At 73.9% G+C, this 17,599-nt stretch carries 18 protein-coding genes; 14 read left to right on the top strand and 4 right to left on the bottom strand.

Annotated elements, in window-relative coordinates; genetic code table 11:
* Positions 1–103 precede the first annotated feature (103 nt).
* From BUB17_RS04545 to BUB17_RS04535, 3 genes are read left to right on the top strand one after another with little or no spacing between them, the layout of a single operon-like run.
* Positions 104–565: a DUF2975 domain-containing protein gene (locus tag BUB17_RS04545; protein ID WP_244276915.1), complete on the top strand. Its 462-nt coding sequence runs from the start codon at positions 104–106 to the stop codon at positions 563–565.
* Positions 565–810 (top strand): helix-turn-helix domain-containing protein, encoded by a 246-nt coding sequence (locus BUB17_RS04540; protein ID WP_072914091.1) that lies wholly within the window; start codon positions 565–567, stop codon positions 808–810. The genes BUB17_RS04545 and BUB17_RS04540 overlap by 1 nt, the downstream gene beginning before the upstream one ends.
* On the top strand, positions 807–1,916 hold the full coding sequence (locus BUB17_RS04535) for an NAD(P)/FAD-dependent oxidoreductase (protein ID WP_072914089.1): 1,110 nt from the start codon (positions 807–809) through the stop codon (positions 1,914–1,916). Before BUB17_RS04540 ends, BUB17_RS04535 begins: the two co-directional genes overlap by 4 nt.
* A gap of 37 nt (positions 1,917–1,953) precedes the next feature.
* Here the strand turns inward: BUB17_RS04535 and BUB17_RS04530 are convergent, their stop codons facing one another.
* Positions 1,954–2,409, bottom strand: a complete 456-nt coding sequence (locus tag BUB17_RS04530) for a DUF5313 family protein (protein ID WP_072914086.1) — start codon at positions 2,407–2,409, stop codon at positions 1,954–1,956.
* A gap of 120 nt (positions 2,410–2,529) precedes the next feature.
* Positions 2,530–3,048 (bottom strand): MarR family winged helix-turn-helix transcriptional regulator, encoded by a 519-nt coding sequence (locus BUB17_RS04525; RefSeq protein ID WP_072914084.1) that lies wholly within the window; start codon positions 3,046–3,048, stop codon positions 2,530–2,532.
* Between the two features lie 316 nt (positions 3,049–3,364).
* On the opposite strand from BUB17_RS04525, the gene BUB17_RS04520 reads away from it, so the two are divergent.
* The 4 genes from BUB17_RS04520 (at position 3,365) to BUB17_RS04505 (ending at position 7,244) form a co-directional block, all read left to right on the top strand.
* The gene (locus tag BUB17_RS04520; RefSeq protein ID WP_072914080.1) at positions 3,365–3,877 is read left to right on the top strand and encodes a universal stress protein; all 513 of its coding nucleotides are present in this window, start codon (positions 3,365–3,367) and stop codon (positions 3,875–3,877) included.
* Between the two features lie 78 nt (positions 3,878–3,955).
* Positions 3,956–4,441 carry a cation:proton antiporter regulatory subunit gene (locus tag BUB17_RS04515; protein WP_072914076.1) on the top strand — a complete coding sequence of 162 codons (486 nt, stop codon included), beginning with the start codon at positions 3,956–3,958 and terminating at the stop codon, positions 4,439–4,441.
* Between the two features lie 10 nt (positions 4,442–4,451).
* Positions 4,452–5,684: a cation:proton antiporter gene (locus BUB17_RS04510; protein ID WP_072914072.1), complete on the top strand. Its 1,233-nt coding sequence runs from the start codon at positions 4,452–4,454 to the stop codon at positions 5,682–5,684.
* A gap of 237 nt (positions 5,685–5,921) precedes the next feature.
* The gene (locus BUB17_RS04505; protein WP_072914068.1) at positions 5,922–7,244 is read left to right on the top strand and encodes an ATP-dependent 6-phosphofructokinase; all 1,323 of its coding nucleotides are present in this window, start codon (positions 5,922–5,924) and stop codon (positions 7,242–7,244) included.
* Between the two features lie 49 nt (positions 7,245–7,293).
* On the opposite strand, the gene BUB17_RS04500 is transcribed toward BUB17_RS04505, so the two are convergent.
* Together BUB17_RS04500 and BUB17_RS04495 are read right to left on the bottom strand one after the other, a co-directional pair.
* The gene (locus tag BUB17_RS04500) at positions 7,294–8,088 is read right to left on the bottom strand and encodes a phosphotransferase (RefSeq protein WP_072914063.1); all 795 of its coding nucleotides are present in this window, start codon (positions 8,086–8,088) and stop codon (positions 7,294–7,296) included.
* 41 nt (positions 8,089–8,129) lie between these two features.
* A complete protein-coding gene (locus BUB17_RS04495; protein WP_072914059.1) occupies positions 8,130–9,077 on the bottom strand; it encodes a sugar-binding transcriptional regulator in 948 nt (315 codons plus the stop codon).
* Between the two features lie 160 nt (positions 9,078–9,237).
* Here BUB17_RS04495 and BUB17_RS04490 point away from each other — a divergent pair, with 160 nt between their 5' ends.
* From BUB17_RS04490 to BUB17_RS04460, 7 genes are all read left to right on the top strand, one after another.
* A complete protein-coding gene (locus tag BUB17_RS04490; RefSeq protein ID WP_141242900.1) occupies positions 9,238–10,593 on the top strand; it encodes an ABC transporter substrate-binding protein in 1,356 nt (451 codons plus the stop codon).
* Between the two features lie 37 nt (positions 10,594–10,630).
* Entirely contained in the window at positions 10,631–11,617 is a 987-nt protein-coding gene (locus tag BUB17_RS04485; protein ID WP_072914052.1) for a carbohydrate ABC transporter permease, read from the top strand.
* On the top strand, positions 11,614–12,507 hold the full coding sequence (locus tag BUB17_RS04480) for a carbohydrate ABC transporter permease (protein WP_072914049.1): 894 nt from the start codon (positions 11,614–11,616) through the stop codon (positions 12,505–12,507). Before BUB17_RS04485 ends, BUB17_RS04480 begins: the two co-directional genes overlap by 4 nt.
* The gene (locus tag BUB17_RS04475) at positions 12,504–13,574 is read left to right on the top strand and encodes an NAD(P)-dependent alcohol dehydrogenase (protein WP_244276913.1); all 1,071 of its coding nucleotides are present in this window, start codon (positions 12,504–12,506) and stop codon (positions 13,572–13,574) included. Before BUB17_RS04480 ends, BUB17_RS04475 begins: the two co-directional genes overlap by 4 nt.
* A gap of 36 nt (positions 13,575–13,610) precedes the next feature.
* Entirely contained in the window at positions 13,611–14,723 is a 1,113-nt protein-coding gene (locus tag BUB17_RS04470; protein ID WP_072914045.1) for an ABC transporter ATP-binding protein, read from the top strand.
* Between the two features lie 19 nt (positions 14,724–14,742).
* Entirely contained in the window at positions 14,743–16,260 is a 1,518-nt protein-coding gene (locus tag BUB17_RS04465; protein ID WP_072914041.1) for a mannitol dehydrogenase family protein, read from the top strand.
* A 107-nt stretch (positions 16,261–16,367) separates the two neighbouring features.
* Entirely contained in the window at positions 16,368–17,258 is an 891-nt protein-coding gene (locus BUB17_RS04460; RefSeq protein WP_072914037.1) for a GGDEF domain-containing protein, read from the top strand.
* Positions 17,259–17,599 lie beyond the last annotated feature (341 nt).

Here is a 17,599-nt window from a genome sequence, read left to right as displayed (position 1 = left end):
TCCCCTCTGACTGTTCCCCAGGGGACTGTTCCCCAGGGGCGTGTCGTCGATTGACTTTCGATAGGTAGTAGCCGAAAGTCGATGCGTGACGACGACACGTCGGGTGGTAGTGCCCCTCCGGATCCTGCTCGCGCTGGCGTTCGCCGCCCTGCTGCTGGCACAGGTGCTGTTCCTGCCGGCGCTGTCGGGGGCGATGGCGGAGGACTCCCCGGAGCTGGCGTACCTGCGGTGGCCGACGCTCGTGGTGGCGGTCCTGGGGCTGGGCTGCGTCCAGGTCGTGATCGTGTGCACGTGGAAGCTGCTCACCCTGGTCGAGGACGACCGCATCTTCAGCGAGGCGTCCATGGTCTGGGTGGACGCGATCGTGGGGGCGATCGCGGTCGCGTGGCTGCTCCTCTTCGGCACGTTCGTCTGGTCGCTCGTCGGCGTGGGCCTCCCCGGTCCGCCGGTCGTGCTGCTGCTGGTGCTGGTGGCGGTGGCCGTGCTGGGGCTGCTCGTGGTGGTGATGCGGGCGCTGCTCCGGCAGGCCACGACCCTGCGGACGGACATGGAAGCGGTCATCTGATGCCGATCGTGGTGCGCATCGACGTCGAGCTGGCCAAGCGCAAGATGAGCGTGGGGGAGTTCGCCGACCGGGTCGGGTTGACGCCGGCGAACGTCGCGGTGCTGAAGAACGGCCGGGCCAAGGCGGTCCGGTTCAGCACGCTGGAGGCCATGTGCCAGGTGCTGGACTGCCAGCCCGGCGACCTGCTCGAGTGGGTCCCGGAGCAGCAGGACACGCCGCACGCCGCACCCGGGGCCCACCGGTGACCGTCGACGTCCTGGTGGTGGGCGCCGGGCTGGCCGGCCTGCACACGGCCACGCTGCTCGCCCGGCGGGGCCACGACGTGCTGCTGGCCGAACGGCGGTCGACGCTCACCGGTGCGATCCGCACCACGGGGATCTTCGTCCGGAAGACGCTCGACGACTTCCCGCTGCCTCCCGAGCACCTCGGGCCGCCCATCCGGCGGGTGGTGCTCTACCCCCCGGGGCTGCGCCGCCCGGTGAGCCTGGTCAGTGCGCGCGACGAGTACCGGGTGGGCGACATGGGGCCGCTGTACGGAGCCGCGGCCCGCGAGGCGGCCGACGCCGGCGTGCGCATCGCGCTGGGCACCCGCTACGCCGGCCGGCAGGGCGGCTCGTTCCTGCTGGCCGGTCCGGACGGACCAGCGCGCGTGCGGGCTCGGTTCGTCGTCGGCGCCGACGGCGCCCGGTCCAGAGTCGCCCGGGACCTCGGCCTGGACCGCAACGACCACCTGCTGGTCGGTGCCGAGGAGGTCTTCGAGGTCTCCGGCGGCGCGGAGCCCCCGGCCTTCCACTGCGTGCTCGACCCCTCGCTCGCCCCCGGGTACCTGGCGTGGGTCGTCAACGACGGGCGGCACGCCCACGTCGGTGTGGCCGGCTACGCCGAGCGCTTCCCCGGCGGCATGCGCCGTGCCCTGGACCGGTTCGGCGGCTTGGCACCCGGACTGGCGGGCGTCCAGCGCCCGGAGGCGGTGGAGCGGCGGGGCGGCCCGATCCCCGTCGGTGGCCTGCTGCGCCGGATCAGCTGCGCCGGCGGGCTGCTCGTCGGCGATGCCGCGGGCGCGGTCTCGCCGCTCACCGCCGGAGGTCTCGACCCGTGCCTGCGGCTGTCGGCGCACGCCGCCGACGTCCTCGACGCGGCCCTGCGGGCCGGGCGGCCGGACGCGCTGACGTCCTACGACGGGGCCGCGCTGCGCGCCGGCTTCCGGGGGAGGCTCGCGCTGCGCCGGGGACTGGCGCAGGTGCGCACGCCCGCCGTCGCGGCGGCGGCGTTCGCGCTGCTGCGCACGCCGCCCGGGCGGGCCGCGGCCCGCCGCATCCTCTTCGGCGACCGGTCCTTCCCGGCGCCCTGATCCGGGCGACCGGCTGCTGGGGGCCGTGGCGGGTCGGTCAGCGTCCGGTGCGGTCGCGGTAGCGGGCGGCGCGCCGGGCGTTGGCGGCCCGCCGGCGCTCGCCGTCCCGCAGGTCGCGCAGGTGCGCGGCGTGCTCCCGGCGCGCGGTGGCGGTACCGGCCGGGTATCCGGCCTTGACGACCCGGTTCTCCGTGGTCTCGGGCATGTAGGCCAGCGAGTAGATCAGGGCGAGGAAGATCCCCCCGCCGGCGACGGCCGCGCGCAGTTCCCACGACGCGGGCAGCAGCACCATGACCAGCCCGATCGGGATCGACATCTGGACGAGGACGCGGGCGATGTGCCGGGCCCACCAGGTGGTGGTCGTGGTGTCGTGCAGCACCCAGCCGCGGTGCCGCGCGGGCAGTCCGCCGCCGAGGGCGTACCAGAGCCACCGGTGCGGAGCCGGCCGGACGACCGGCGCGGCGGGCGCGTCGCGCTCTTCGGGTTCTGCCATGACCGCTGTCCGCTCCTGCCGAGGAAGGCTCACACCTCCATGGTCCCCCGGAAACTGAGTCCGCCAAGGGTTGGGGCACCAATTGTAACCAGACCCACAGCTGCCGGTCGCCGACCGCGGTCAGGCGACGCCGGTCGGAGTGCCGGCGACCGCGACGGGGACGGGGTCGGCCAGCGCCTGCTGGGAGGCGGCGATGACCTGGGTCAGCGCCCCGTGCAGGGCCGTCAGCTGCTCGACGGGCATGCCGAGGCGCTCGACGATGCCGACGGGGATCTCCTCCGCCCGGGCGCGCAGCGCCCGACCCCGCTCGGTCAGCGCCAGCGCCAGGTTGCGCTGGTCCTCCGGGTCGCGCTCGCGGCGCAGCAGGCCGGCCGCCTCCAACCGCTTGAGCAGCGGCGAGAGGGTGCCGGGGTCCAGGTGCAGCAGGCCGGAGAGCCTTTTGACCGACAGCTGCCCGTGCTGCCACAGCGCCAGCATCACCAGGTACTGCGGATGGGTCAGCCCCAGCGGCTCGAGCACCGGCCGGTAGACGGCCACCACGTTGCGCGCCGCTACCGACAGCGCGAAGCACACCTGGTGCTCCAGGGCGAGCGGGTCGCCGGGGTCGCGGAGGGCCGGGGACGGCTGGCTGGTCGTCACCGCTCCAGCGTAGATCGGTGGCTCCCCAACGATTGGCCCGCCAACCCCGGAGCCGGGGGTGGGCGGCCTGCGGTCGCGCAGCGGCGGCGACGGGCGACGGCGACGGCGACGGCGACCGCACCACCGCCGATCCCGCAGCGAGGGTCCCGCTGGGCAGGCGGCACGGGACCACGGCCGCGCGGCCCCCACCACGGATCCTCGGGGTCCGGGTCGCTGACCGACGCCGGACCGACCGAGCGCTGGTCGCGGCCCGACGCGGCCGCGGTCGGCCCGCCGGGTCGCCACGGGCGTCCCCGGTCGCCATACGCTGCGACCCATGACGGAGTTGATGGACCTGGAGTCCGACGACGACGGCGTCGCGCGGGTGGCGGACGTCGCAGGTGGCGTGCTGGTCGGGCACGACGGTTCGGAGTGCGCGCAGGAGGCCCTGCAGTGGGCGGCGGGTCTGGCCCTCCGCGCCGGCTACCCGTTGCACGTGGTGCGCGCCTGGAAGCTGACCACCGCGCCGCAGCCGGCCACCCTGGAGCCGGGCTACATCCCTCCGCTGGAGGACTTCGAGGCAGCGGTGCGGGAGGAGCTCGAGGCCCACGTGGCCGCGGCGCGGCTGGACCCGGCGTTGTCGGTCACCTGCCACACCACCCACGGGACCCCGGCCCGCGGCCTCATCGAGTCCGCCGCCCGCGCCGACCTCCTGGTGGTCGGCGCCCGGGGCCTGGGCGGCTTCGCCGGCCTGGTGCTCGGCTCGGTCAGCGACCAGTGCGTGCGGCACGCCCCCTGCCCGGTCACCGTCGTCCGGACCGGGACCGCGGCCGACCGCACCGAGCGCTGAGCAGGCGCCGCACCGGGCCCACGGCGGGCCTGCATCATCCGCCGTGGAGCCCGGGCACGGCTCTGCCACCATGCGGCCATGGACCTCGAGGAGACCCTCCTGCCCGGCATCGGCGTCCGCTACCGGCTGCGGACCTCCGCCGGTGAGGTGCTGGGGATCGTCGTCCGGCGGGAGGGCGGGGCCGAGCTCGCCGTGTACGACCGGCGCGACCCCGACCGGGCGCGCGGTGTGCTGCGGCTCGAGCCCGACGAGGTCGACGCCCTGGCGGAGGTGCTCGGCGCTCCCCGGCTGACCCAGCGCTTCGCCGACCTCTCCCGGGAGGTGCCCGGACTGGAGTCGGGCCGGTTCCTGATCCAGGAGGGCTCCCGGTTCGCGGGCCGCCCGCTGGGGGACACGCGGGCACGCACCCTGACCGGCTGCTCGGTCGTCGCGATCGTGCGGGACACCGACGTCGTGCCGTCCCCGGGACCGGCCGACACGCTGCGCGCCGGGGACGTCCTGGTCGCGATCGGCTCGGCCAGCGGGCTGCAGGAGCTCGCGGCGCACCTGGCCGGGCCGGCGTAGGACACCGGCGGTGGACCACGTCGCGCAGTTGTTGCTCGAGCTCGGCCTGCTGTTCGCCGGCCTGTCCCTGGTCGGCTCGCTCGCCCGGCGCCTGGGGCTGTCCTCGGTGCCGTTCGTGCTGGTCGCGGCGCTCGCCCTGGGAGAGGGCGGCGTCGTCCCGCTGGCGACCTCGGAGCCGTTCATCGAGGCGGCCGCGGAGATCGGCGTCGTCCTCCTGCTGCTGGCCCTGGGCCTGGAGTTCTCCGCGGACGAGCTGTTCGTCTCGCTGCGGCACCACGGTCCGTCCGGCCTGGTGGACCTGCTGCTCAACGCCCTGCCGGGCTTCGCCGCCGGCCTGCTGCTGGACCTGCCCTGGCAGGGAGCGCTCGCGCTGGCCGGGGTCACCTGGATCTCCTCGTCCGGGATCGTCGCCAGGCTGCTCGGCGACCTCGGCCGGCTGGCCAACCGGGAGACCCCGGCGGTGCTGTCGGTGCTGGTGCTCGAGGACCTCGCCATGGCCCTGTTCCTGCCGCTGCTCGTCGTCGCGCTGTCCGGCGGGGGGCCGGCGGCCGCTGTCGCCGGCGCGGGCCTGGCGGTGGGGGCGGTCACGCTGGCGCTGCTGGCCGCCCAGCGGCAGGGACACCGGCTCGGCCGGCTGCTGGCCTCCGCCGACGACGAGCAGTTGCTGCTGCGCCTGGTCGGTCTGACGCTGCTGGTCGCGGGGCTCGCCCAGTCGCTGGGGGCGTCCGCGGCGGTCGGCGCGTTCCTGGTCGGGCTGGCCCTGCCGGCGTCCTTCGCCGAGCGGGCCCGGGCGGTCCTGGGCCCGCTGCGCGACCTGTTCGCGGCGACCTTCTTCGTCGCCTTCGGGCTGTCCACCGACCCCGGAGCGGTGCTGCCCGTGCTGCCCGCCGTCCTGCTGCTCGCCCTGGTCACCACGGGCACCAAGGTCGCCACCGGCTGGTTCGCCGCCGGGCGCGACGGAGTGGCGCGGCCCGGCCGGCTGCGCGCCGGGACGGCGCTGGTGGCCCGCGGCGAGTTCTCGATCGTGATCGCCGGGCTCGCGGTGACGGCCGGCGTCCCCGAGCTCGGGCCGCTGGCGACCGGGTACGTGCTCGTCCTCGCCGTCGCCGGCCCGGTGCTCACCCGCCTCGCCGAGCCGAGCGGTGCGCGCAGCACCGCGGGGCTGCCCGAGGCAGGGAACGGAGGCCGACGCCCTCCGCCGGGGCGCCCGCGGACCGGTGCGGAGACGTCGCCGGGAGGGTAGGAGCCGGTCCGGCACCAGGCAGAGGGGCAGCGTGGACCCGGCGGGGACGCTGCACGAGTCGTGGTGGGACGGGACGGCTCGGCCGGCGTGCACCGCCCTGGCCGGGGTGCTCCGGGAGGCGCGGCTGCGCAGGAGCGGTCCGCCTGCACGCGGTGACCGGCGCGCCCTGCCCGGTGGCGGCGGTCCGGCCGGTCCCCGCGGGAGGATGCGGGTTCCGCGTGTGGCAGCGTTCCCGGCATGGTCAGCCACGAGGACCTCGCCGTGCGCACGCTCGGACCCTGCCGGATCGACTCCCCGCTCGCCGAACGGCTCGTCGCGCGGGAGACGACCCAGCACTCCGTCGTCGAGGAGGACCGGATCCTCTTCGACGACACCATCTCCATGGCCGGTGGCCGGGGCCTCCCCGTCGAGCAGCTGCCGAGCCTGGAGCCGGGCGGCCCGCGGAAGCAGATCTACTTCGACCCCGCCAAGACCCGGGTCGGGATCGTCACCTGCGGAGGGCTGTGTCCCGGCCTGAACGACGTCATCCGCGGGCTGGTGCTCGAGCTCTCCCGGCACTACGGAGTGCGGCGCATCGTCGGCTTCCGCAACGGCTACCGGGGCTTCGTCCCCCGCTACGGGGAGGACGTCGTCGACCTCACCCCGGAGGTCGTCAGGCACATCGACGACGAGGGCGGCACGATCCTCGGCACCTCCCGTGGAGAGCAGGACCCGGAGGAGATCGTCGACGCGCTGGAGCGCCTCAACATCAACATCCTGTTCGTCATCGGCGGCGACGGCACCATCCGCGGGGCCATGGACGTCGTCCGCGTGGTGGGGGAGCGGGGCCTGAAGGTCGCCGTGGTGGGGATCCCGAAGACGATCGACAACGACATCCCCTACATCGACCAGAGCTTCGGCTTCCAGACCGCGATGGCCGAGGCGACCAAGTCCATCCACGCGGCGAGCATCGAGGCCCGCTCCGCGCCCGGCGGCATCGGCCTGGTCAAGCTCATGGGCCGGCACTCCGGCTTCATCGCCTGCTACGCGACGCTGGCCAAGGACGACGCCGACTACGTCCTCATCCCCGAGGTGCCCTTCGCCCTGGACGGCGAGCGCGGGCTGCTGCAGCACCTGCGCCGGCGGGTGCAGGAGCGCGGGCACGCCGTGGTGGTCGTCGCCGAGGGCGCCGGGCAGGAGTACATCGAGGGGGAGGAGCCGGGCCGGGACGCCTCCGGCAACATCCGCTTCGGTGACATCGGCCGGCTGCTGCGCAAGCGGATCGTGGCGCACCTGGACGCGCACGGCGTGGAGAACAACGTCCGGTACTTCGACCCGAGCTACGCGATCCGCAGCGTGCCGGCCAACCCGTTCGACAGCGCCTACTGCCTCCGCCTGGCCCACGCCGCCGTGCACGCGGCCATGGCCGGGCGCACCGAGGTCATCGTCGCGCGGCGGCGGCGGCGGTTCGTGCACATGCCCATGCCGCTGGCGGTCAGCCGTCGCAACCACGTCGACCCGCTCGGCGACCTGTGGCTGTCGGTGCTGGAGGCCACCGGGCAGCCCGTGCGCTTCGAGTGAGCGGCTCCGCCGGTCGCTGAGCGCCGGGGCGATCCCGCGCCCCGGGCCGTCACAGGAGTGCGGTCCGCAGCAGGTCCTCGGAGGCGAGGTACCACTGCCGGGTCCGCTCCGCCCGCTCCCGCGCCCCGCCGGTCCAGTAGTCGGCGAAGCCGGCGTGACCGTTCGCCGCCGCGGTGCCGACGATGTCGTAGGACCACTCGTGGTTCTGCCGCACCGCGGTCACCAGGCGTTCCCGGTCGGTGCGCGAGAGCCCGTAGCCGTCGACGAACAGCCGGAGGCGGGCGAGCGCCCGGCCGCGCCGGGAGTCGTCGATGAGCCGATCGGGCCGCAGCGGCGCCCACAGCCGCACGGCGCAGGCGACGTCCCAGACGCGGCAGCCCGGGCTGGCGAGGTCGAAGTCGATGAGGGCCGCGGCCCGTCCGTCGCGGAAGACGACGTTGTCCAGGTTGACGTCGTTGTGGCTGACCAGCTCGCCGGCGAAGCGCGCCGGCGGCGAGGGCGGCCAGGGGAGCGACGTAGGGTCGAACGTGCTGACCGCCCGGTGGTAGTCGCGGAGCAGGTGGGCGACGCTCCCGAGCGCCTCGTCGGTGAGGGCCCAGGCGGGGTAGGGCGGCGTGACGGCGGTGCCGGCGACGTAGGAGAGGACCTCCCGCCCCTGCCCGTCCACGCCGAGGAACCGGGGGGCGCCGGCGAACCCGACGTCGGCGAGGTGGCGCAGCAGGGCGTGGGTGGCCGGGCTCGTGGCGCGCTGCGGCCGGCGGACGGTGTCCCCGACGCGCACCACCTGTCCGCGGTTGGCGGTACCGCCCAGGAGGAGGACCTCGGGTTCGCCCTCGCCCGGCATCGGCCCCCTCCAGGTCGTCCACGGCCGGTCGGCGCAGGCGCTCACTCCTCGAGGACGGCGTGGGCCAGGGCCGTGTGCGTCACGATGCCATCCACGAGGCCGCTGCGGAGCGCGGCGCGGACGGCAGGGCTCTTCGACGCGCCGTAGGGGATGACGACCACCTCCGGGATGGCCCGCATCTGCTCGGCGTCGATGCCGATCATCCGCTCGGACAGCTCCGTCGTGATGGCCTCGCCGTCGGCCGAGAGGAAGACGCCGGACACGTCGGCGCAGACGCCCAGGCGGTGCAGTGCCGTGCGGTCGTCCTCGGACAGGGCGTCGTACAGGGTGGACTGGCCGGGCTTCCAGAGGCCGACCCCGGCCACGGCCTTCGTCACGAGGGGGAGCTGGGCGAAGGCGCGGGCCACCTCGGGCTGGCCCCGGAGAGCCCGTGCGGTGGCCGCGTCGGGGACCGTGAAGGGCGCGTAGAAGACGTGCGCCGCGCCGCCCGATGCGCTGGCCACCTCCCGGACGACGTCCACCGACGTGCCGGGTCCGTCCGGCAGCGAGAGCGCCCCGGTGAGCTGGACGACCGGCGTCCCGGGCAGCGGCGGCAGCGCCCGGGCCATCGCGCTCACCGCCCGGGCCCAGGCGAGACCGAGGACGTCCTGCGGCGTGATGATCTCCGCGAGCAGCCGGGCCGCCGCCCGACCGAGGTGTCCACGCAGCGAGTCGGCGTCGTCGTCGGGGGTGTCGACGACGACGGAGTGCTGCAACCCGAACCGGTCCTGCAGCCGCGCCGACAGGTCGACGTCGATCTCGCCCTGGTGGCGGATCTCGATGCGCACCAGCCCGCTCGCGCGGGCCGCGTCGAGCAGCCGGGCGACCTTGAAGCGGCTCAGGCCGAACTCCTCGGCGATCTCCACCTTCGACCGGCCGTCGAGGTAGTACCGCCGTGCGACGGATGCCGTGAGGACGACCCGGGCCGGACCGTCGGCAACCTCTGCCATGGACCCTCCTGCTCATCTGAGCGTCGGAACGCTCACTATGGCACACCTCTTGACGGCGTCACCCGATCGGATGAGACTCGTGCCACACATCTGAGACTGCCTCTGCTCATATGAGCGAGCACGGTGGTCGTCCAGGGAGGACTGCACTGTGCACAGACGCGTGCGACCTGCACTCGCCGCCGCGACGGCGACCGCGCTGGCGGTGGGGGTCGGCGGGTGTGCCGGCTGGGGCGGGGGTCCCACCGGTGGGGGGCCGGACACGATCAACGTGCTCATGGTCAACAACCCGCAGATGGTGGACCTGCAGCAGCTCACCGCCGAGCACTTCACCGCGGAGACCGGCATCTCGGTGAACTACACGGTGCTGCCGGAGAACGACGTCAGGGACAAGATCAGCCAGGAGTTCTCCAGCCAGGCGGGACAGTACGACGTCGCGACGCTGAGCAACTTCGAGATCCCCATCTACGCCCGGAGCGAGTGGATCGCCCCGCTGGACGACTACGTCGCGGCGGATGCGGAGTTCGACCAGGACGACGTCCTCGGGCCGTTGACGGCATCCCTGTCCGGCGACGACGGCCGCCTGTACGGCGAGCCCTTCTACGGCGAGTCCTCCTTCCTCATGTACCGCGCGGACGTCCTGGACGCGGCCGGCATCCAGATGCCGGCGAACCCGACCTGGCAGGAGGTCGCCGACATCGCGGCCGAGGTCGACGGCGCGCAGCCGGGGATGGCCGGCATCTGCCTGCGCGGCCAGCCTGGCTGGGGCCAGCTGTTCGCGCCGTTGACGACGGTGGTCAACACCTTCGGCGGCACCTGGTTCACCGAGGACTGGGAGCCCGGCGTCGACAGCCCGGAGTTCCGCGAGGCCACCCAGTTCTACGTGGACCTCGTCCGCGAGCACGGCGAGGTCGGTGCACCGCAGGCCGGCTTCACCGAGTGCCTCAACAACGTGGTGCAGAGCAACGCGGCCATGTGGTACGACGCGACCTCCGCCGCCGGCTCCCTCGAGGCCGCCGACTCGCCGGTCAAGGGCAAGATGGGTTACGTCGCGGCTCCGGTGGTCGAGACGGACAGCTCGGGCTGGCTCTACGCGTGGTCCTGGAGCATCCAGCAGGCGAGTGCGAAGAAGGACGCGGCGTGGGAGTTCATCTCCTGGGCGTCCAGCCGGGAGTACGAGGAACTCGTCGGCGAGGAGCTCGGCTGGTCGAAGGTGCCCGCCGGCAAGCGGGCGTCGACGTACGAGAACCCGGACTACCTGGCCGAGGCGTCGGCGTTCGCCGAGCCCACGCTGGCGGCCATCGAGAGCGCCGACCCGAACGACGCGGGCGTGCAGCCCCGCCCCGCACCCGGGATCCAGTTCATCGGCATCCCCGAGTTCCCGGACCTGGCCACCCAGGTGTCGCAGGACGTCAGCTCCGCGATCGCCGGCCGGACGACCGTGGACGAGGCGCTCGAACGGGGGCAGCAGCTCGCCGAGGACGTCGCCGAGCGCTACCGGGAGCGGGAGTCGAAGTGACCGAGCCGGCAGGACGATCCCAGGGGGAGGCAGTGGGATGAGCACCACTCTCGAGACCGGCCGCGGGCGCGGTCAGCAGCCACCGGCACCGCCTCCGGCGCCGCCCTCGCCGCCCTCGGGCGGAGCGCTCCGCAGGTCCGCCGACTGGGCCCGCCGGGCGCCGCTGCTGCCCGCGCTGGTGTTCACGATCGTCGTCACCCAGCTGCCGTTCGTGGTCACGCTGATCGTCTCGTTCATGGACTGGAACGCCTACTACCCCGACGAGCGCGGCTTCGCCGGGTTCGGGAACTACGCGAGCGTGCTGACCGACGTCAACATGCGCCGGGCCATCCTCGTCACGGTGATCCTGACCGCGGTCGTCGTGCTGGTCAGCCTGCTGCTGGGGATGGGCATCGCGCTGCTGCTGGACCGGCAGTTCCGCGGCCGCGGCGTGGTGCGCACCATGATGATCACGCCGTTCCTGATCGTGCCGGTGGCCGCGGCGCTGCTGTGGAAGCACGCGCTGTTCAACCCCGAGTACGGCCTGCTCAACGGCACGCTCACCGCGATCTGGCGGTTGTTCGGCTCGGACGACGCGCCGCAGCCGGACTGGATCACCATGGCGCCGCTGATCTCGGTGGAGGTGGCGCTCATCTGGCAGTGGACGCCGTTCATGATGCTGATCCTGCTGGCCGGGCTGCAGAGCCGGCCGCTGGACGTCATCGAGGCGGCGCGGATCGACGGCGCGAGCGCCTGGCAGATCTTCCGCTACATGACGTTCCCGCACCTGCGCCGCTATCTGGAGCTGGGCGGGCTGCTGGGGGCGATCTACATCGTGCAGAACTTCGACGCGGTCTTCACGATCACCTCGGGCGGCCTGGGCACGGCGAACCTCCCGTACGTGATCTACCAGACCTTCTACCAGGCCCACGACTACGGCCGGGCCTCGGCCGCCGGCGTCGTCGTCGTCATCGGCACGATCGTCATCGCCACGCTGGCGCTGCGGACGGTGTCGACGCTGTTCCAGGAGGAGAACGCGCGATGAGCTCCGTCACCGACGTCGCACCGGTCCCCGCCACCCGCACGCCCGAGGGCACACCCCGCCGGCCGCGCAAGCCGCGGTCCGGTGCCCTGCTGGGGCTGCTCGCCTGGCTGATCGGATTCCTGTTCGTCGTGCCCGTGCTGTGGATGGTGCTGACGTCGTTCCACAGCGAGGAGGACGCCGCCACCAACCCGCCCTCGCTGTTCGCCCCGTTGACCACCGAGGGCTACCAGTCCTTCTTCGGTGTGGGCGCCGGCACCAGTCCCTGGCCGGCGCTGGCCAACTCGCTGACGGCCAGCGTGGTCTCGACGATCATCGTGCTGCTGCTGGCCATCCCGGCCGCCTACGCGCTGTCGATCAAGCCGGTGCGCAAGTGGACCGACGTGATGTTCTTCTTCCTGTCCACCCGGATGCTGCCGATCGTGGCCGGGCTGCTCCCCATCTACCTGTTCGCCCAGTGGAGCGGTCTGCTGGACAACATCTGGCTGCTCATCGTCCTGTACACGGCCATGAACCTGCCGATCGCGGTCTGGATGATGCGCTCCTTCCTCGCCGAGGTGCCGGTCGAGATCCTCGAGGCGGCGTCGATGGACGGCGCGGGGCTGCTGCTGACCCTTCGCTCGGTGGTGGCGCCCATCGTCCTGCCGGGCATCGCCGCGACCTCGCTGATCTGCTTCATCTTCAGCTGGAACGAGCTGCTCCTGGCCCGGACCCTGACCGGCACCGTGGCCGGGACGGCACCGGTGTACCTGACCGGTTTCGTGACCAGCCAGGGGCTCTTCCTGGCGCAGGTCTGCGCGGCCTCGTTCGTGGTGTCGCTGCCCGTGCTCATCGCCGGCTTCGCCGCCCAGGACAAGCTGGTGCAGGGACTGTCGCTGGGAGCGGTCAAGTGAGCCGGGCGGGTGTCCTCGCGGCGGCCGGAACGGACGGCCTCCGTGCCCCGGTGATGCGGGCCGCGGTGCTGCGCGGGATCGGTGACGTGGTGGTCGAGGAGCGGCCCGTCCCCGAGGCCGGTCCCGGGGAGGTCGTCGTCCGGGTCACGTCGGTCGGCGTGTGCGGGTCGGACACCCACTACTACGACCACGGGCGCATCGGCCGGTTCGTCGTCGAGTCCCCGCTCGTGCTGGGGCACGAGGCGGCGGGGGAGGTGGCCGCCCTCGGCCCCGGGGTGGGCACGCTCGCCGTCGGGCAGCGGGTGTCGGTCGAGCCGGGGGTGCCGGACCTGACCTGCCCGCAGTGCCTGGCCGGGCGCTACAACCTCTGCCCGGGCATGCGCTTCTTCGCGACCCCGCCGATCGACGGTGCCTTCGCCGAGTACGTCGTCGTCCACGCGGCCTTCGCCCACCCGGTGCCCGAGACGATCGGCGACGACGCCGCCGCGCTGCTGGAACCCCTGTCGGTCGGCATCTGGGCCTGCCGCAGGGGCCGGGTGGGCGCCGGCTCGCGGGTGCTGATCACCGGCGCCGGGCCCATCGGGCTGGTCAGCATCCAGGTGGCGCGGGCGTTCGGCGCCACGGAGATCGTGGTGTCCGACGTCAACCCCGCGCGGCTGGCCCTGGCCCGTGACCTCGGCGCCACCGCGGTCGTCGACGCCCGGACGGCCCGCGTGACGGACCTGCCGCGCCCGCCCGATGTGCTGCTGGAGTGCTCCGGTCACCCGGCGGCCACCGGCGAGGCCATCCGCGCCCTCGACCGGGCCGGTCGGGCGGTGCTCGTCGGCATGGGCGGCGACGAGCTGCCCCTGCCGCTGTCGGTGGTGCAGGAACGGGAGCTCGAGGTCACCGGCACCTTCCGCTACGCCAACACCTGGCCGACGGCGATCGCGCTGGTCGCCGCCGGGCGGATCGACCTCGACCGCCTGGTCACCGGCACCTACCGCCTGGACCAGGCCGAGGACGCGCTGACGGCCGGTCGCCGCGACCCGCAGTCGGTGAAGGTCGTCGTCCACCCCCAGACCTGACGTCCCCTGACCTCCGGCCCAGCAAGGAGAGATCCCATGGCCTCCGTCACCTACGACCGGGCGAGCCGCATCTACCCCGGCTCCGACAAGCCCGCGGTCGACGCCCTCGACCTCGAGATCGCCGACGGCGAGTTCCTCGTCCTGGTCGGCCCCTCCGGCTGCGGCAAGTCCACCAGCCTCCGGATGCTCGCCGGTCTGGAGGACATCGACGACGGCGCGATCCGCATCGGGGACCGGGACGTCACGCACCTGAAGTCCAAGGACCGGGACATCGCCATGGTGTTCCAGAGCTACGCGCTGTACCCCCACATGACGGTCGCGGACAACATGGGCTTCGCGCTGAAGATCGCCGGCGTGGGCAAGGACGAGATCGCCCAGCGGGTTCAGGAGGCGGCGAAGATCCTCGACCTGGAGACCTTCCTGGACCGCAAGCCCAAGGCCCTCTCCGGCGGGCAGCGCCAGCGCGTCGCCATGGGCCGGGCGATCGTGCGCTCGCCGCAGGTGTTCCTCATGGACGAGCCGCTGTCCAACCTCGACGCCAAGCTGCGCGTGCAGACCCGCACGCAGATCGCCGCGCTGCAGCGCCGGCTGGGGACCACGACGGTCTACGTCACCCACGACCAGGTCGAGGCGATGACGATGGGGGACCGCGTGGCGGTGCTGCGGGCCGGCGTCCTCGAGCAGTGCGACACGCCGCTGCGGCTCTACCAGGAGCCGGCCAACGTCTTCGTCGCCGGGTTCATCGGATCCCCCGGCATGAACATCGCGGAGTTCCGCCTGGACGACGGGCACGCCGTCCTCGGGCGGGCGCGCCTGCCACTGACCACCGCAGCGTTGAGCGCGCTCTCGGAGGAGGGGGCCGACCGCGTCGTCGTCGGCTTCCGGCCGGAGGCCCTCGACCTCGCCACGGAGCACGACCCCGGCGCCCTCCCCGTGGACGTCGGGGTGGTGGAGGAGCTCGGCTCCGACGCGTTCCTGCACGGGACGCTGCCCGAGCTCCGTGAGTCCTCGGGCCCGCTCGGCGAGAACATCGTCGCGCGGGTCGACCCCGCCCGGCCGCCGTCGAAGGGAGAGCGGGTGCACCTGCGCATCCAGCCGGGCAAGGAGCACCTCTTCTCCCCCTCGACCGGCCGCCGGATACCGGCCTGAGCGCAGCGGAGGACCAGCCGTGCACCAGCTCAGCACCGCGACCCTGGCGTCCCTCGGAGGCTCGCTGTCCGTGCCGTCCTACGACCGGTCCGCGGTGCGGACCGGGATCGTGCACCTGGGGGTGGGTGCGTTCCACCGGTCGCACCAGGCCATGTACCTGGACCGGCTCCTGGAGCAGGGGCAGGCGCGGGACTGGGGCATCTGCGGCGTCGGCGTCCTGCCCTCCGACCGCCGGACAGCAGAGGTGATGGCCGCCCAGGACTGCCTGTACACCCTGGTGGTGAAGCACTCCGACGGGCGCTTCGACGCCCGCGTCGTGGGATCGGTCGTCGAGTACCTGCTGGCACCGGACGACCCCGACGCGGTCGTCGAGAAGATGGCGGCCGACGACACCCGGATCGTGTCGCTGACGGTCACCGAGGGCGGCTACAACATCGGGGCGGTCACCGGGGAGTTCGACCCGACCCACCCCGACGTCGTCTCCGACCTCCGGCCCGGCGCCGCGCTGCGGACGTCGTTCGGTCTGGTCACCGAGGCGCTGGTGCGCCGGCGCGACCGCGGTCTCGCCCCGTTCACCGTGGTGTCCTGCGACAACATCCAGCACAACGGCGACGTCGCCCGCCGCAGCTTCGCCGCCTTCGCCGGCCTGCGGGACCCGGAGCTCGGCGCGTGGGTCGAGCGGGAGGTGCCGTTCCCGAACTCCATGGTCGACCGGATCACCCCCGCGACCACCGACGACGACCGGGCCGAGGTGGCCCGGCGGTTCGGGGTCGACGACGGGTGGCCGGTGGTCTGCGAGGACTTCACCCAGTGGGTCCTCGAGGACCGCTTCGGCCTCGGGCGCCCGCCCCTGGAGGAGGCCGGCGTCCAGCTGGTCGACGACGTCGACCCCTACGAGCGGATGAAGCTGCGGCTGCTCAACGCCAGCCACCAGGCGCTCGCCTACCTCGGCCACCTCGCCGGTTACCGGCTCGTCCACGACGCGGCGCAGGACCCGCTGTTCCAGCGGTTCCTGCTCGGCTACATGGCGGAGGAGGCCACGCCCACCCTCCGGCCGGTCCCCGGGATCGACCTCGAGGACTACCGGAGCACCCTGATCGCCCGTTTCTCCAACCCGCACATCCGCGACACGCTGGCGCGGCTGGCCTTCGACGGGTCCGAGCGGCTGCCCAAGTGGCTGCTCCCGGTCGTCCGGGACCAGCTCGCCCGCGGCGGGGAGGTGCGCCGCTCGGCCGCGGTCGTCGCGGGCTGGGCCCGGTACTCCGAGGGCGTGGACGAGCAGGGCCGGCCGATCGAGATCGCCGACGTCAGGCGGGACCCCCTCATGGCCGCGGCGCGCCGCCAGCGGGAGGAGCCGCTCGCCTTCGTCGCCGACCGGGCGCTGTTCGGGGACCTCGTGGACGACGAGCGGTTCACCGGGCCCTACCTGGCGGCACTGGCCTCGCTGCACGACCGGGGGGCCAGGGCGACCCTCGAGGCCCTGGTCGAGGACGCCCTGCCGACGCCGTCCCCGTCGCTCGGCGGTCCGGGGCGCTGAGGCCGGACCGTCCCTCGCCGGCCGGGTCGACGGGGCGCCGGGCCCGAGGAGTGGGTGGGCCGTCCGGTGGGAACCGACGAGAGGTGTCCCGGCCAGGTGACGTCACGATGAGCGGCGGACACCTCGCCTCCTCGCACGCGGCCGCCCTGCACTCGGCCTTCCTGCACGCGCCCATGGGCATGGCCGTGACGACCGTCGACGGCGTGCTGGCCGAGGTCAACCTGGCCCTCTGCCGTCTGCTCGGGCGGACGCCCGAGGCCCTGCCGGGCACGTCCCTGTTCGACCTGACGCACCCCGACGACCGCGACGGTGCCCGCCGGTCCTGCGCCGCCCTGCGGGTCCACCGCAGTTCCCTCTGGCGTCACGAGTGCCGGTTCCTGCGTACCGACGGCGAGCCCGTCGCGGTGCAGGTCGCGACGTCGTGGGTCGACGCCGACGGCGGCCGGACGGCGCACCTGGTGATGATCATCGAGGACATCGGGGACCGGAAGGCCGTCGAGGCGGGGCTGCGGCACCAGGCGGTGCACGACCCGCTGACCGGCCTGCCCAACCGGGTGCTCTTCCGGGACCGCCTGCAGCACGCGCTCGACCGGGGACACCGCGAGGGCACCGAGACCTGCGTGCTGATGATCGACCTCGACGGGTTCAAGGCGATCAACGACCGGTACGGGCACCCGGCCGGGGACAGGGTGCTGGCCGCGTTCGCCGGCCGGCTCACCGCGGCCCTGCGCGCCAGCGACACCGCGGCCCGCCTCGGCGGCGACGAGTTCGCCGTCATCTGCGAGCGGAGCGCCCCGTACGACGCCCAGGCCCTCGTCCGGCGACTGCACACGCTCCTCGTCGAGCCGTTCGACCTGGACGGCAGGCCGGTTCCGGTCCGGTGCTCCATCGGGCTCGGTCACGTCCACGGCGGCACGGACGCGTCGGCCGGTGCGGCGACGCTGATCGGCGATGCCGATCGGCGGATGTACGCCGACAAGCGCCGCCGCCGCGACTGACGCCTCGCCGCCCGCCCGGCGACCGCCCCCGGCCGCCGGCTCGGTCCCCCCGGGTGCATGCCCTCACTGTCAGTGCGCCGGCACGCCGTCCCGCGCGGGGGGCACCAGCCCCAGGGCCCGCTCGAGCAGCCGGGCGCGCTACGCCGCGCTGAGCACGACGAACCAGACGACCAACGCGGGCAGCACGGGCCGGAGAACCGGTCCGCGGCCTCGGTGAGCCCGAAGCAGCCGGTGAAAGCGGGGACGAACAGGCCCGCGGAGCCGGTGCCGCTCCCCGGACACACCGGCACCCGGTGGGCTCGCGGCCGGGCAGTGGAGCCCGGCGGCCGGGTCGGGTCGCT

It is taken from the genome of Geodermatophilus obscurus, from assembly GCF_900143215.1.
Lineage (GTDB): Bacteria > Actinomycetota > Actinomycetes > Mycobacteriales > Geodermatophilaceae > Geodermatophilus > Geodermatophilus obscurus_A.
The sequence above is the reverse complement of the archived record's forward strand: the minus strand, read 5'-3'. Positions and strand labels throughout refer to the sequence as shown.

What these genes read in the sequence shown, in the direction of transcription:
- BUB17_RS04500 (WP_072914063.1), bottom strand. Translation starts at nt 8,088, where the DNA reads ATGCCGGGCGAGGGCGAACCCGAGGTCCTCCTCCTGGGCGGTACCGCC.
- BUB17_RS04485 (WP_072914052.1), top strand. Translation starts at nt 10,631, where the DNA reads ATGAGCACCACTCTCGAGACCGGCCGCGGGCGCGGTCAGCAGCCACCG.
- BUB17_RS04515 (WP_072914076.1), top strand. Translation starts at nt 3,956, where the DNA reads ATGGACCTCGAGGAGACCCTCCTGCCCGGCATCGGCGTCCGCTACCGG.
- BUB17_RS04460 (WP_072914037.1), top strand. Translation starts at nt 16,368, where the DNA reads ATGAGCGGCGGACACCTCGCCTCCTCGCACGCGGCCGCCCTGCACTCG.
- BUB17_RS04470 (WP_072914045.1), top strand. Translation starts at nt 13,611, where the DNA reads ATGGCCTCCGTCACCTACGACCGGGCGAGCCGCATCTACCCCGGCTCC.
- BUB17_RS04505 (WP_072914068.1), top strand. Translation starts at nt 5,922, where the DNA reads ATGGTCAGCCACGAGGACCTCGCCGTGCGCACGCTCGGACCCTGCCGG.
- BUB17_RS04520 (WP_072914080.1), top strand. Translation starts at nt 3,365, where the DNA reads ATGACGGAGTTGATGGACCTGGAGTCCGACGACGACGGCGTCGCGCGG.
- BUB17_RS04540 (WP_072914091.1), top strand. Translation starts at nt 565, where the DNA reads ATGCCGATCGTGGTGCGCATCGACGTCGAGCTGGCCAAGCGCAAGATG.
- BUB17_RS04530 (WP_072914086.1), bottom strand. Translation starts at nt 2,409, where the DNA reads ATGGCAGAACCCGAAGAGCGCGACGCGCCCGCCGCGCCGGTCGTCCGG.
- BUB17_RS04480 (WP_072914049.1), top strand. Translation starts at nt 11,614, where the DNA reads ATGAGCTCCGTCACCGACGTCGCACCGGTCCCCGCCACCCGCACGCCC.
- BUB17_RS04495 (WP_072914059.1), bottom strand. Translation starts at nt 9,077, where the DNA reads ATGGCAGAGGTTGCCGACGGTCCGGCCCGGGTCGTCCTCACGGCATCC.